Annotated in this window: 12 protein-coding genes; 3 read left to right on the forward strand and 9 right to left on the reverse strand. The window is 65.3% G+C overall.

Annotated features, from left to right (window positions below; genetic code table 11):
* Positions 1-84: 84 nt before the first annotated feature.
* Positions 85-1,857 (forward strand): sulfatase-like hydrolase/transferase, encoded by a 1,773-nt coding sequence (locus JG746_RS14750; RefSeq protein ID WP_202358787.1) that lies wholly within the window; start codon positions 85-87, stop codon positions 1,855-1,857.
* 50 nt (positions 1,858-1,907) lie between these two features.
* Here JG746_RS14750 and JG746_RS14755 read toward each other — a convergent pair whose 3' ends face one another.
* From JG746_RS14755 to JG746_RS14790, 8 genes are all read right to left on the reverse strand, one after another.
* Positions 1,908-2,888, reverse strand: coding sequence for an ABC transporter permease (locus JG746_RS14755; protein WP_202358788.1), 981 nt, complete (start codon positions 2,886-2,888; stop codon positions 1,908-1,910).
* Between the two features lie 244 nt (positions 2,889-3,132).
* Positions 3,133-4,104 carry an ABC transporter permease gene (locus JG746_RS14760; RefSeq protein WP_202358789.1) on the reverse strand — a complete coding sequence of 324 codons (972 nt, stop codon included), beginning with the start codon at positions 4,102-4,104 and terminating at the stop codon, positions 3,133-3,135.
* Positions 4,101-5,651 (reverse strand): sugar ABC transporter ATP-binding protein, encoded by a 1,551-nt coding sequence (locus tag JG746_RS14765; protein ID WP_202358790.1) that lies wholly within the window; start codon positions 5,649-5,651, stop codon positions 4,101-4,103. The genes JG746_RS14760 and JG746_RS14765 overlap by 4 nt, the downstream gene beginning before the upstream one ends.
* 247 nt (positions 5,652-5,898) lie before the next feature.
* Positions 5,899-6,933: an ABC transporter substrate-binding protein gene (locus JG746_RS14770; RefSeq protein ID WP_202358791.1), complete on the reverse strand. Its 1,035-nt coding sequence runs from the start codon at positions 6,931-6,933 to the stop codon at positions 5,899-5,901.
* A gap of 146 nt (positions 6,934-7,079) precedes the next feature.
* Entirely contained in the window at positions 7,080-7,994 is a 915-nt protein-coding gene (locus JG746_RS14775; RefSeq protein ID WP_202358792.1) for a sugar phosphate isomerase/epimerase family protein, read from the reverse strand.
* 35 nt (positions 7,995-8,029) lie between these two features.
* Positions 8,030-9,574 carry a mannitol dehydrogenase family protein gene (locus JG746_RS14780; protein WP_202358793.1) on the reverse strand — a complete coding sequence of 515 codons (1,545 nt, stop codon included), beginning with the start codon at positions 9,572-9,574 and terminating at the stop codon, positions 8,030-8,032.
* The gene (locus JG746_RS14785) at positions 9,571-10,353 is read right to left on the reverse strand and encodes an SDR family oxidoreductase (protein ID WP_202358794.1); all 783 of its coding nucleotides are present in this window, start codon (positions 10,351-10,353) and stop codon (positions 9,571-9,573) included. Before JG746_RS14785 ends, JG746_RS14780 begins: the two co-directional genes overlap by 4 nt.
* Before the next feature lie 77 nt (positions 10,354-10,430).
* Positions 10,431-11,324 carry a MurR/RpiR family transcriptional regulator gene (locus JG746_RS14790; protein ID WP_202359369.1) on the reverse strand — a complete coding sequence of 298 codons (894 nt, stop codon included), beginning with the start codon at positions 11,322-11,324 and terminating at the stop codon, positions 10,431-10,433.
* A 112-nt stretch (positions 11,325-11,436) separates the two neighbouring features.
* Between JG746_RS14790 and JG746_RS14795 the strand changes: the two genes are divergently transcribed.
* Complete coding sequence (locus JG746_RS14795) at positions 11,437-12,624, forward strand: Gfo/Idh/MocA family protein (protein ID WP_202358795.1); 1,188 nt, start codon at positions 11,437-11,439, stop codon at positions 12,622-12,624.
* Between the two features lie 51 nt (positions 12,625-12,675).
* Here the strand turns inward: JG746_RS14795 and JG746_RS14800 are convergent, their stop codons facing one another.
* On the reverse strand, positions 12,676-13,140 hold the full coding sequence (locus JG746_RS14800) for an NUDIX domain-containing protein (RefSeq protein WP_202358796.1): 465 nt from the start codon (positions 13,138-13,140) through the stop codon (positions 12,676-12,678).
* 186 nt (positions 13,141-13,326) lie between these two features.
* On the opposite strand from JG746_RS14800, the gene JG746_RS14805 reads away from it, so the two are divergent.
* On the forward strand, positions 13,327-13,857 hold the full coding sequence (locus JG746_RS14805) for a sterol desaturase family protein (RefSeq protein ID WP_202358797.1): 531 nt from the start codon (positions 13,327-13,329) through the stop codon (positions 13,855-13,857).
* Positions 13,858-13,874: the final 17 nt, after the last annotated feature.

Raw genomic sequence — 13,874 nt, forward strand, 5'->3', positions numbered from 1 at the left:
GTTCGTCTTCGAGGCGGATGCACGTCCGACGTAACGGTCGCCGCGTCTTTGTCGTCAACTCATCCCAAGAGCCGGGGCGTCGCCATGCCGGCCGCAGGTGAACGCGCCGATCAGGCTCCGGCCGATCATCACAGTCGCTGGGGCGTCGTAGCCGTATGTGTCAAATTGATCATGATCGCCGGTTTCGTGGCGATCACCAGTTTCGACTTCTGGGATCGAGTCGGGAATCTCGTTGCCAACGGGCGCTTCACCACGCTGGCCTCATTCCTCGCAATCTGGGGACTGGCGATAGTGGCGTTGTTGTTTGCAGCATTTCAGCCCCGGCTCGTCACACGTCTCCTCTGGGCCGTGCCGCTTGCCCTGTCGAGCGCGGCAGCCTGGCTCTATTTCAAGGCAAGCAACGCCGATCTGTCGGTCTTCGATATTCTTTCCCTTTGGGCGAGCCGCAATTCCGTCGGCGAGGCCGCCAGTTTCTACGATCGGCTGATCTGGCCCGCCGCCGCGATCATGGCCTTTGGCGTGGCGTCGCTTTCGGTTCCGCCAGCAGCGAAAGGCGCCCGGCTATCGAGATGGATGGGGCGCATGGCCTGGCTGCCCGTGTTGCCGATCCTGATTATTGCCGCCGTGGTTTACGCCAAGGACGGCGGGGGCTCCTCGGGCATGCCGAAACAATTCGCTCCGCTGGCTCTTTCCGCGATGGCCGCGGAGCGGATCATGACACAAGGTGCTCCAGAGCGCCGCTCCGTCGCATGGAACGCCACAGCGCAGAACAGGCCCCGCGACATCGTCATGATGATCGACGAAAGCGTTCGCGGGGATTTCGTCGATCTGACGCCTGGCAATTCGCACACGCCCCGCATCGCCGCCCTCGCGGGCAAACTCGTCAATTTCGGTCCCGCCGTGTCCGGCGGCGACTGCAGCGTCTATTCGAACGCCATACTGCGTCTCGCGGCGTCGCGTCGCGACCTGGCCCATTCCGTCAATACCAACCCGACAATCTGGCAGTACGCCAAGAAGGCCGGATACCGGACGGTGTATATCGACGCGCAGTCGACCGCCAAGGCAGTCGTCGTCCTGGGGAACACGAACTTCATGACGGCGCGAGAAAAGCATGACATCGACAAGACCTATCTCATAGACGATGTAGCCATGGACCACGCCGATCTCCGTTTGATAGAGATCCTGCGCGGCGAGCTGGCCGGCAGCCAGCCAGTGTTCGTCTACGCCAACAAGAACGGCGCGCATTTTCCCTATGACTGGTCATATCCTCCATCGGAAGCGGTCTACGGCCCCACAGTGGCGTCGGCGGGTCGGGATACGGTTGCGACACGCATGGCATCCTACCGCAACGCAATCCGCTGGTCGGTCGATTATTTCATGCAAGAACTGTTCGAGAGAGCCGATCTTTCGAATACCGCGATGCTCTATACTTCCGACCACGGGCAGCTGCTGAAAGTCGGCGAATCGACCCACTGCACCATCTTCAATCCCGATCCGCGCGTGGGTCTGGTTCCGTTGATGGCCTATGCCGCCGATCCGGCGCTGAGGGCGCGTTTCGCGGCCGGCGCCGCGGCCAATCGCGGCAAGGCGAGCCATTTCCAGATCGTTCCTACCGTGCTGGAGCTGATGGGATACAGTCCCGCCGACATCGCGTCCGAATACGACGAGTCGCTCTTCGCCGCGACGTCCCACCCGGTGCAATTCACCAGCGGCGATATCTTTGGGTTGTTCTCCGATTCCGTGCACTGGAATCCGTTGGATCTGTCACAGGACTACCTCGAACCTGACGCGAAGACATTGCTGCCGGGCAAGCCGCCGGCGCAGGCGAGCACCCTTACCGCAGGGACATCGCAGTGAGCCTGGCTGGCTCGATGCAGACGGCCTAAAGCGGCCGGTCAACCCATCAACTACCGCTCCTCCACAATCCTCAGATAAGCCGCCGTCACAAACAGCACGATCAGCCCAAACAAAATCCGTCTCGCCCCCTCCGGCATCTGCAAAATTGTCAACAGCGTCGTCAGCACGGTCAGGATCAGGGCGCCGATGATGGTGCCGGTGTAGCCGCCGCGGCCGCCGAAGATGGAGGTGCCGCCGATGACGGCTGCCGCCACCGATGGCAGGACGAGGGGCTCGGCGAGCGAGAGCGATGGGGCCTTGATCAAGCCGATATAGAGCAGGCCGGTTATGCCGGCGAGCAGGCTCGAGGTGACGTAGAGCGCGGTGATGACCTGCCAGTACTGCACGCCCGACAGGCGTGTCGCGCGCTCATTGTCGCCGACGGCGTAGAGCAGGCGGCCGAAGCCGGTGCGGGCCAGCGTGAAGACGATCAGTGCGGCCAGCGGTATGAACAGCAACAGGGCGTTGGGAAAGCCCCAGGTGACGCCGGTGCCGAGCCAGGCGAGGAAGTCGGGGATTTTCGCGCCCGAGGCGATCACCGTGCGCTGGTAGACCTGCAGGCAGCCGGTGCCGATCAGGCTTGTGCCCAGCGTCATGATCAGCGGGTGGACGCGGAAGACGCCGACGCCGATGCCGTTGACCAGGCCGATCAGCACCGCCGGCATCATCGCCAGCAGGAAAGCGATAGAAGGGTCCTGGCTGACGATTTGCGTGGCCATGATGAAGGCGCTCATCGTCGCCACCGTGCCGACCGAGAGGTCGATGCCGCCGGTCAGCATGGTCATGGTCTGGCAGCCGGCCAGGATCGCCAGCGGAATGGCGAACTTTATCGTGTTGGCGATCCAGCGCTCGTTGACGATGCCGGGCCGCAGGAATTGCAGGATCACCACCAGGATGACGAGCAGGATGATCAGCGGGACGAGCGGCCGGTCGGCCATGAAGCGCTTTATGCGGCGGCCGAAGGGGACGGGGGTGATCGCTGACGTGCTCATGGGGTGGCTCGCGATTGGGGTGGCGCGGGGCGTCTCTCCCTTCTCCCCTTGTGGGAGAAGGTGGATCGGCGCGCAGCGCCGAGACGGATGAGGGGTGGGTGACGGAATGCAACGTTGGCGTTCCCTGGAGCACCCCTCATCCGACCTCGCTTCGCGAGGCCACCCCCGGGGCGAGCCAACGGTCTCGCCCGCCCTTCGGGCCCCACAAGTGGAGAAGGAAGAAAGGCGCGCCGATGCCTCCCCATCATTGCCGCCCCCGCATCGTGATGAACGCGCCGAACATCACCACCGCCACCATGATGGCGCCTTCGATGATGGCGGTGACGTTGGGGTCGATGGCGAGCAGGGTCAGGTCGGTGCGCACCAGGCGCAGCACGAAGACGGCGACGATGGGGCCGAGCAGGCCGCCCTTGCCGCCGCCGAGCGCGACGCCGCCCAGCACCACGGCGGCGACGCTGGCCAGCAGGTAGGGGCCGGGGATGGGGGCGCCGATGCCGGTGCTCATGGTCAGCGCCAGGCCGCCAAAGGCGGCGAACAGGCCCGACAGCGCATAGGCGATGATGCGGGTGCGCTTGACCGGCACGCCTGAGCGGAACGCCGCCAGTTCGCTCGAGCCGATGGCGTAGATGGAGAGGCCAAGGCGCGAGCGCCTGAGCGGGATCCAGATCACGCAGAGGCAGACGACCAGCACCAGCAGCGCCTTGGGCACCCAGGCGTCGATGGCGTCGGGCAGGCCTGAAATCGGCACCGTGCCCGAAATCAGCGCCTTCAGCCATTCGGCGGCCGCACCGCCCGGCGCGTCCAGCACCAGCAGGGCCGCGCCCTGCAGCACGAACAGCATGGCGAGCGTCACGACGATGTCGGGCACGCGGGTGACGACGATCAACAGGCCGTTGAGCGCGCCGAGGACAAGACCCATGGCGAGCACGAAGGGCACGACGAACAGCGCGTATTCTTCCGAGGCGCCCGCCATCATCGAGGCGGCGGTGACGCTGGTCAGCGCCATCATGGCGGCGACCGACAGGTCGATGCCGCCGGCGATGACCACCACCGTTTGGGCTGCCACCGCGAAGGCATACGGCAAGACTGCCCGCGCCAGCGAGCCGAAATCGCCGCTGCCATAGCCGGGCTGGATGATCTTGGTGGCGATGAACAGGACGATGAGCAGGGCGAACAGGCCGATGACCCAGCCTTGGCGGCGCAGGAAGTGGTTCATGGATTCGCCTCCGTCGAATTCGTTGAATTCGACGAGGGGTCGGCCAGAATGCCGATATCGGCCTTGGTGCCGCGCGGCAGGCCGTAGGCGGCGCGCATCAGCGCCGGCTCGTCGGCCTCCTCGACCGGAAAGATGTCGACGAGGCGGCCGCCGAAGATGACGATGACGCGGTCGCAGACGCGCTGCACCTCTTCCAGTTCCGAAGTGTAGAACAGCACCGACTTGCCGTTTCCGGCAAGCTCGCGCATCAGATGATAGATCTCCTGCTTGGTGCCGACATCGATGCCGCGCGTCGGGTCGAAGCACAGGATGGTGCGGGCGTCCGCCGCGATCCAGCGGGCGATCGTCACCTTCTGCTGGTTGCCGCCGGACAGGCGCTGCACCTCGCCTTGGGCGCGGGTGTCGATCTGCAGGCGCTTGATAGCGCTGAGCACCGTGTCGCGCTCCTTGCGCATATTGATTGGTCCCCAGTTGCGCAGCGCGGCACTGAAGGGCAGGGCGATGTTCTCGCGCACCGAGCGCTGCATGGCGAGCGCTTCCGAACGGTCGCCCGGCACATAGGCAATGCCGGCACGGATGGCGTCGATCGGGTGCGAAAATTTCACCTGAGAGCCGTCAACCTCGATCGTGCCGCCCGAAGGGCGGATCGAGCCGGCAAGGGCTGAAAACAATTCGTCCTGGCCTTGGCCTTCGAGGGCAACGACGCCGGCGACCTCGCCGTCCCGGAGATCGAAGGAAACGTCGTTGAGCTTGCTGCCGACGCGCAGATTGTGCACGGCGAGCCGAGGTTGGGCAGGGGCGGGCGCTGCCTTCTCGGCGGCGCTGCGGGCGGCGACATGGGTTTTGACGATGCGGGTGCCGAGCATCAGCTCGACGATCTTTTCCTCGACGCCCGGCACGATGTCGACGACGCCGACGGTCTCGCCGTCGCGCAGCACGGTGGCGCGGTCGCACAGCGCCGAAATCTCGACGAAACGGTGCGAAATGAAGATCACGGCGCGCCCCGCATCGCCCTGGCGGCGCACCACTTCCAGCACTTTTTCGGCGAGGTTGGCGGGGAGCGCCGCCGTCATCTCGTCGAGCAAGAGCACGTCGGGCTCGACGGCCAGTGCGCGGGCGAGGTCGAGCACACGCAGCACGGCCAGCGGAATGTCGCGCGCGGTGTCGCGCAGGTCGAGATCGGCAATGCCGAGCTCGCGCACCCAGGCGCGGAACGGCTCGACCGGCGTGCCGGTCAGCCTGAGATTGGACAGAACGTCGAGATCGGGGATCAGCGACGGCTCCTGGTAGACGGGCAGCAGGCCTGCGCGGCGCGCGGCGGCGGGCGAGCGTATGTCACGCGCCTCGCCACGGATCAGGATGCGCCCGGAGTTCGCCGAGATCGCCCCGGTCAGGATCTTCACCAGCGTCGACTTGCCCGCGCCATTGGCGCCCATCAGCGCGTGCACCTCGCCGGGCAGGACGGAGAGCGACGCGTTGCGCAAAGCGGCAACCGCGCCGTAGTTCTTGGCGACGCCCGAGGCGTCGAGGAGGGGGCTGGTGCTCAAATGGTTTGGGTCTCGATTTATGTGCTCAAATCATTTCGAACGTCGGCGCCGCCCCTCACTGTCATGCCGGACATCTCTCCCCGTAAACGGGGAGAGAGAAGCTGGTTGCGGCGCCGGTCTGCAACGTTGAAGATTGGCGAAATCGGCGACGACAGCGTCCCTCTCCCCGTCACTATACGGGGAGAGGATGCCGGCAGGCAGGTGAGGGGCGGCGCTGACGGATGGTCCGCTAGCGAAAGCCCCGCCCTTACTCGCCGGGCCCCTTGCAGGCCACGATCTGCTCCTTGGTATACGTCGTCCAGTCCGGGATCGAGATCGAGACCGGCCATTCGGGGCTGAGCGACGGGTCGGCGGCGGCCTTCAGCTTGGCCTTGCCTTCGTCGGTGGCGTTTTCCCAGAGCTGCGGCTGCACCAGCACGGTCTGCTGCGCCGGCTTCTTGCCGTCGAGGATCTGCAGGGCGAGCGTGACGCCCGCGCCGCCGATCGAACCGGGGTTGGTGACGGCAGCACCCACCAGGCCCTTGACCGAGCTCAGCTGGCCGACGAAGCCGGCATTGTCGGCGCCGACGATCGGCACCAGCGGCGCCTGCGATTCCACCAGCGCGTCGACGATGACGTTGTCGATGCCGGACGTCCAGATGCCGTTGATCGGCGTTCCCGTCGACAGGAAGGAGAGGATCTGCTGCTTGGCCTGGTCCTGCTGCCAGCCGGTGAAGACTTCCTGCGCCACCTTCACGTCGGGGAATTCGGCCAGCGCCTTCTTGAAGCCTTTGTCGCGATCAGAGTCGGCCGAAGCGCCGGCCGCGCCGCGCATGTAAAACACCTCGCCCTTGCCGCCCATCTGCTGGAACAGCCATTTGGCGCCGAGATAGGCGTACTCCTCCTGGTTGTTGGAGATGATGTAGGCCGACGGTTCGGTGACCGCCTGGTCGACGGCGACGACGACGATGCCGGCCTTGGTGGCTTCCTCCAGGCCCGCCTTGATGCCGGCCGGATCGGCCGGGTTGACGACGATGGCGTCGACCTTGGCGCTGATCAGGTTGCGGATGTCCTCCAGCTGGCCGGCGGCATCGGTGTTGCGGTGGGCGATGTTGAGTTTTGCCACCTCGCCGGAAGCCAGCGCCTGCGCCTTCATGGCGCAGACCATTTCCTCGCGCCAGCCATTGCCCTGCACGGTGTTGGAAATGCCGATCGTGTATTTGCCGGCGGCCGACAAGACGCCCACCGAGGCCAGCAAGGCTGCGCCCGCAAGCAGCGGCACCATGGTCAGAATTTTCTTCATTTCAGTCTTCCTCCACATTGTTTTTCAGTTTCAGTTCCAAGTCGTTGAACCAAGTCGCTCAGAAAGAGAGTCACGCGGCTCAACTCGTTGTCCTCCGCATGTCGTTGCCCCAAAACCGCGAGACAGTTTTGGGCGATATGCTTTCCTCACTTGACGTAGGGCCGCAGAACGTCGCGGGCGAGCAGAAAACCCCGTTTGACCTGCTCGTCGCTGCCTTCAAACCGCCTGTCCTCATGTTCGATGATGACCGATCCGTCATAGCCGGCGCGGTAGAGGCCGGAGAAGAAGCCGCCCCAGTCGACATCGCCCAGCCCCGGCATGCGCGGCACCTGCCAGCCTATCCCGGCCGAAAGGATTCCGCGCTCGTACAAACCATCATGATCAATCATCAGGTCCTTGGCGTGGACATGCAGCATGTAGGGGCCGAACTCCCTGATGAAGCGGGCCTGGTCGATCATCTGCCAGACCAGATGCGAGGGGTCGAAATTCATGCCGACATCGCCGCCCCAGCTCTCCAGGATGCGGCGCCAGACCTGCGGCGAATAGGCGATGTTGTGCCCGCCCGGCCATTCGTCATAGCTGAAGATCATCGGGCAGTTCTCGAAGGCAAGCTTCACGCCGTGGCCCCGCGCAAAAGCGACGATTTCGGGCCAGACCTTCAGCGCGTCCTGCCAGTTGACGTCGACGGGCTTCGCGGCATCGCCGCCGCAGAAGGTGTTGACGACCGGCAGTCCCATATTGGCGGCCAGCACGATCACCTTCTTCAGATGGCCGATAACCGCCTCGCGGTGGGCCGGATCGGGATGCAGCGGGTTCGGGTAGTATCCGAGGCCGGAAACGGTGAGTTTCTTCTCCGCCAGCGAGGCTACGATTTCCTTGGCCTGCGCGGGCGAGGTGGAAGCAGCGTCGATATGACTGGTGCCGGCATAGCGGCGGGTCGCCCCGGACGTTTTCGGCCAGCAGGCGATTTCCAGGGCCTCGAAGCCGGCCGAGCTTGCCCAGTTGGCAACCTCGCCAAGCGGCGTCTCCGCGAATGGCGCGGTGAGCAGTCCAAGTTTCATAGTGCCTCCCCTGGCCGTGTCTTCACCGCCGATGTTCATAATGACGATTGTTTGGATCGTTTCAACCTTGCGATCTCATCTTGTTCCAGACTGTGCCGGACAGCCGCGATCGGATCGTCCGAAAGCAGCTCGTCCAGCGACGAAGCCACGGCCGCGCGAAACGCAGGGTTCGCGGCGAGACCTGGGTCGAAAATCGTGTCGATTGCGAGTATGGCCGAGGCCAGCGCCGGCGCATCGCGCCCGGTCGCGTCGGCGATCGCGGCGACCTTGCCGGCATAGGGGTCCGACACCGGCCAGCGTTTGCCGAAGCGGTCAGAGGCCTGGATGAGATAGGCCATCCAGCCGGCGACCGGCACCGACAGCAGGCCGATGCTGGCGCCCTGGCTCAAGCGGTCGCGGATCGGGTTGAGCAGGCGCTGGACGATCTTTTGCGAACCGTCGGTGGCGATCTGGTGGTTGCGGTGGCGGATCGCCGTGTTCTTCAGCCGGCCGAGGCTCTGCTCGATATAGGCCGATGGGTCCATGCTGGGCACCGGCATCAGCGTCGGCAGCGTCTCCTCGACCAGCATGCGCCTGACGAAGGCCGACAGCAGCGGGTCGGCGATGGCATCCGATGTATGTTCCAGCCCGGCCAGCACGCCGAGCGTGGCGAGCGTCGTCTGGGCGCCGTTCAGCACCCGCATCTTGAGATGCTCGAACGGCGTGACGTCGTCGACGAAGGTTGCGCCGACCAGGTCCCAGCGCGGCACGCGGCCGGCGAATTTCTGCTCGATCACCCATTGCCGGAACGGCTCGCAGACGGCGACGGCCGCATCGCGGTAGCCGAACCATTGTTCGACGCTGTCGATGTCATCCTGCGTCACCGCCGGTGCGATGCGGTCGACCATGGCGGAAGGGAAGGCGGCATTGGCCACGATCCAGTCGGCTAAGCCATTGCCCCGCCGTTCGGCAAAGCTCCGCACGACAGTTTCCAGGATGACGCCATTTGCCGGGATGTTGTCGCAGGAGAGCAGCGTCAGCGGCCGGCCATGCGTGGCCCGGCGCATTTCCAGCGCCCGCGCAAGGATGCCGGGCACGCTGCGCGGCGCATGAGGGTTGGCGAGATCATGGACGATGTCGGGATGGTCGAGATCGAGCGCGCCGCTCGACGGGATGTGGCAATAGCCTTTCTCGGTCACCGTCATCGTCACCAGTTCGATGTCGGATGAGGAGAGCACGCCGAGCGCCGGTGCGGCACTGTCCTGGCTGTCCACCACGCGGACGATGCTGCCGATGATACGCGCCTCGATGTGGCTGTTTTCGCGGATCAGCCTTGTGTAGAGCCCGCCTTGGCGGCCGAGGGTGTCGGCAAGGGTGGGTGGGCGGATGTTGATGCCGACGACGCCCCAGCGGTCGAACTGGCGCGCCAGCAAATCATCGGTGTATTCGGCCTGATGGCTGCGGTGGAAGGCGCCGACGCCGAGATGCGCCATGCCGGGCGCCAGGGTTGTCCGGTCATATCCAGGCGTCTGCACCGCGGCCGGAAGCCGGTCCAGCAAGGCCGGCCCCAGTGTTTCCGGCGATGTCGAAGCAGCGTTCACCGGTTCGCCCCGATCACCGACTGTTCCTGGTCGATCACGGCGCCGGTCATCGGCCCGGCCGCGTCGGAAAGCAGGAAGACCGCAAGGTTGGCGATGTCGTCCGGCTTGAGCAGCCTGCCGAAAGGCTGCGCGGCGTTGGCGGCGTCGAGCCAGCCGGGGCCATGGCCCAGCGTCTCGGCCTGCATGACGCGTTCGGCCGGCGTGTCGGTCCAGCCGACATTGATGCCGTTGACGCGGATGCGGTCGAAGCGGTGGGCGTTGGCGGCGTTCTTGGTCAACGTTGCCAGCGCGCCCTTGGTGGCGGAGTAGACGGCGAGTTCCGGGGAGCCGCAATGGGCGTTGATCGACAGGATGTTGACGATGGCGCCGGGCTCCCCGCGCTTCCGCATGTCGGCGATCGCCGCCTGCATCAGGAAGAACGGCGCGCGCGCATTGACCGCGAACAGCGACGCCCAGTCGTCGAGGCCGGCATCGAGGAAGGAGGCGCGGTCGGTCAGCCCCGCGGCGTTGACGAGGCCGTCGATGCGGCCGAAGCGGTCGATGCAGGCCTGCGCCAGCAAAGCAGGGGTTTTCGCGTCTCCGAGGTCGGCGGCGACGAAGACGGTCGGCGTGCCGGCGGCCGACAGTTCCGCCGCCACGGCGTCGCCGCGTTTGCCGTCGCGTCCGGTGATCAGCAGGCCGCCGGCGCCGGAACGCGCCAGAGTCTCGGCGATGGCGCGGCCGATGCCTTGCGTCGCGCCGGTGACCAGGACGACCTTGCCTTGGAGATGAAGCTCCATTCCTCCTCCCGGAACAAAGTTTCTATTTTTCAAAATATGGAATGGCAATTCCCGATAGTCAATTGTGCCAGCGGCGCCTATGTGCCGCGCCGCGCGGCAACGCCTTGGACCAGCGCCATGCCGACCGCCAGCGAGGCTGCCAGCGAGCGGAAGCCGGCGAAGTCGGATTCCACCACTTCCAGCCAGCTGTCCGACAAGGGGATGAGCGGGCTGAAGGTGCTGTCGGTGATGGTGACGATGGGGGCCTTGCGCTCATGCGCCACCGCGACCAGGTCGGGCGTGATCGAATTGTAGGGGCTGAAGGAAACGGCCAGCACCGCGTCCCGGCCGCCGATGCAGCCGACCTGGTCGAGCGCCGAGGAGCCGACATTGTCGACCAGCACGTTGCGCACGCCCTGCTGCGACAAGGTCAGCGACAGATAGGCGGTGACCGGGAAGGCGCGCTTGGAGCCGATGACGTAGATCAGGTCGGCTGCCGCCAGCAGCGTCACCATCGTCTCGAAGCTCTGGACGTCGAAGCCGGCCTCGATGCGGCCGAGCGAAGCCTGCGAGGCGCCGATCATGCCATGCAGGAAATGCATGGCGGCATTGGGCTCGGGCTCGGTGCGCGGCTCGCCGCGCGCTTCCGGCCAGGAGCCCTTGACGTGCTCCTTGAACAGGCCCTGGAAATCGGAAAAGCCGGAATAGCCGAAGATCTGGGCGAAACGCACCAGCGTCGAAGGCTGTACGCCCGCCTGCGCGGCCACCTGGGCGATGGTGCCGAGCGCGACGTCGCTCGGATGCTGCCACATGAAGATCGCCACCTGACGCAGCCGCTTGGGGAAATGCACGGTGCCGGAAGAGAGCACGGCGCGCAGTTCCTCATAGGTCTGCGGCTGGATATAGCCCAACGCGGCAAGAGAGCGCCCGCGCTTGCGCGTCGCCGCTTCGTCGCTGAGAGATCGTCCCGAAGATTTGCCCGCCCCACTCATCATCTCAGGCTAGCGTGGCACAATCGTATTACAATACGGAAATTGGAAATTGTGTTCGAAAGTGGTAGCCGGGGCTTGGCGCGTCGCCAATGATCTACCCGGAGGAGAAAACATGGTCTATGCAACATCGGATGGGTCGGCGGGCAAGCGCCTGAGGGTCGGCATGGTCGGCGGCGGACGCAATGCCTTCATCGGCGCGGTGCATCGGCTGGCCATGCGTCTTGACGACCAGATCGCGCTGGTGGCTGGCGCGCTGTCATCCGACCCTGAAAATGCCGCCGCCTCCGCCGCCGAGATCGGCATCGCACCGGAGCGCAGCTATGCCGATTATCATGCGATGGCGTTGGCGGAAGCCGCGCGGCCTGACGGCATCGAGGCGGTGGTCATCGTCACGCCCAATCATCTGCACGCGCCGATCGCCACGGCCTTCCTCGAGGCCGGCATCGACGTGATCTGCGACAAGCCGCTGTCGACGACGCTCAGTGACGCCGAGGCGCTGGTGGCGCTGGCGCGCGCCAAAAACCGCCGCTTCGTCGTCACGCTGAACAACACCGGCTACGCCATGGTCCGCCAGGCGCGCGAAATGGTCATGGCTGGCGAGCTTGGCCGCATCGTCTCCGTGCATGGCGCCTATATCCAGGACTGGCTGACCAAACCGATCGACGCCGAAGGCCAGAAGCAGGCGGAATGGCGCACCGATCCGGCACGCGCTGGGCAGTCGGCGGTGCTGGCCGATATCGGCGTGCATGCCTTCAATCTGGCAAGCTATATTTCCGGCCGCGAGGCCGAGGCGGTATCGGCGGACCTGTTCACCGCAGTGCCCGGACGCCGGCTCGACGACAATGCGCATGTGATGGTGCGCTGGACGGATGGCGCACGCGGCACGATCCTGGCCAGCCAGACCTCGCCCGGCCACTACAATGATCTATCCGTGCGCATCTATGGCGACAAGGCCGGGCTCGAATGGTCGGGCGGGCGGCCGGAGGAACTGCGCTTCTCGCCCTATGGTGAGGAAACCCGCACGCTGGTGCGTGGCGGCCATGGTTCGACCGCCGAGAGCCGGCGCGTGTCGCGCATGCCGGCAGCGCATCCCGAAGGCTATATCGAGGCCTTCGCCAATTTCTACCGCGACGCCGCCGACATTATTCGCGCGCATCGCTCCGGGGGCACGGTCGATCCGGCGCGCGCGGCGCAGGTGCCCGATGTGGTCGATGGCGCGCGCGGCGTGAAGTTTGTCGCCGCGGCGGTGGCGTCGAACGCGGCGGGCGGGGCGTGGACGGCGGCGCGGTTTGGAAGTTAGCCAATCTCCCCCACGAGGGGGGAGGTTGCAGCTTTGCCACCGGCAATCACTCTATCCCAGCCGCTTCGCCAGATCCGACAGCATCGGGCGCTGCCCCTGTAGAATTTTTACCTCGGCTTCGGGCAGGCTGAACCAGCCGGCTCTGTCGACCTCCGGAAACGCCTTCATCGACCCGGAGCGCGGCGGCCATTCCATGGTGAAGCTGTTGCTCTTGATCGTGGCCACATCGATCTCGATGGCGGCCTCGACGGACCAGGCGATGACGACCTTGCCGCCCGGCTGCTTGTAGTCGCCGAGGCGCTCGAAGGGGCCGTCGACCGTGATGCCGAGCTCTTCCTGGGTCTCGCGTTGCGCGGCCGCCAGTTCGTCCTCGTTCTCATCGACGAGGCCTTTCGGGATCGACCAGGCGCCGTCATCCTTCCTTGCCCAGAACGGGCCGCCGGGGTGAATCAGCAGCACGCGGATATCGCCATCGCTTCGACGATAAATCAGCAGGCCCGCACTGCGTTTTGCCATTATTGCATGTCCGTTTGCGGCGTCGGTGCGAGGTCGGCCGATTCTTCAGTCGATCCTATGTGCTGAACTTGCACCGGGAAATTGCGACGCTATGTCAGATACATCCGGATTGCACCTCACCCGCGAGTTCGGCAATCTGATAGCGTCCTTTGTTGGGCGGCGTCGAAAATCAGTTGGGGGCATCGAATGCAACTCGGTCTGATCGGCTACTACAGCGATTTCGTGGTCTATCCCTTGGCGATCGCCCTCCTGGGCGTGGCCGGGCTGATCGAGGCCGGGGAAGAGAGCGCGCCGGACTGGATCGGTACGGTGGTGATCTGTCTCGGCCTGTGGACGTTGATTGAATACGTCCTGCACCGGTTCGTCCTTCATCACGTTCCCTACATCAGGGACCTGCACGACCGCCATCACGACGATGAGCGCAGCCCGGTGGGCACACCGACCTGGCTCAGTCTTGGCGTGCATGCGCTGATCGCGCTGCCCGTCTGGCTGGTTTCGGATTTCGCGACCGCCAGCGCGGTCGCCTGTGGGCTGATGCTGGGCTATCTCTGGTACATCAGCGTCCACCACATGATCCATCACTGGCACCCCGCCCATCCCAGCTACCTCTACACGCTCAAGCGCCGCCACGCGGTGCACCACCATATCGATGACAACGCCAATTTCGGCGTGACGTCGCTGGTCTGGGACCGGATTTTCGGCACGGCGCGGCTTTGAGGGCAGTAGGGCAGTAG

Origin of the sequence: Mesorhizobium sp. 113-3-3, assembly GCF_016756495.1 — a bacterium.
Lineage (GTDB): Bacteria > Pseudomonadota > Alphaproteobacteria > Rhizobiales > Rhizobiaceae > Mesorhizobium.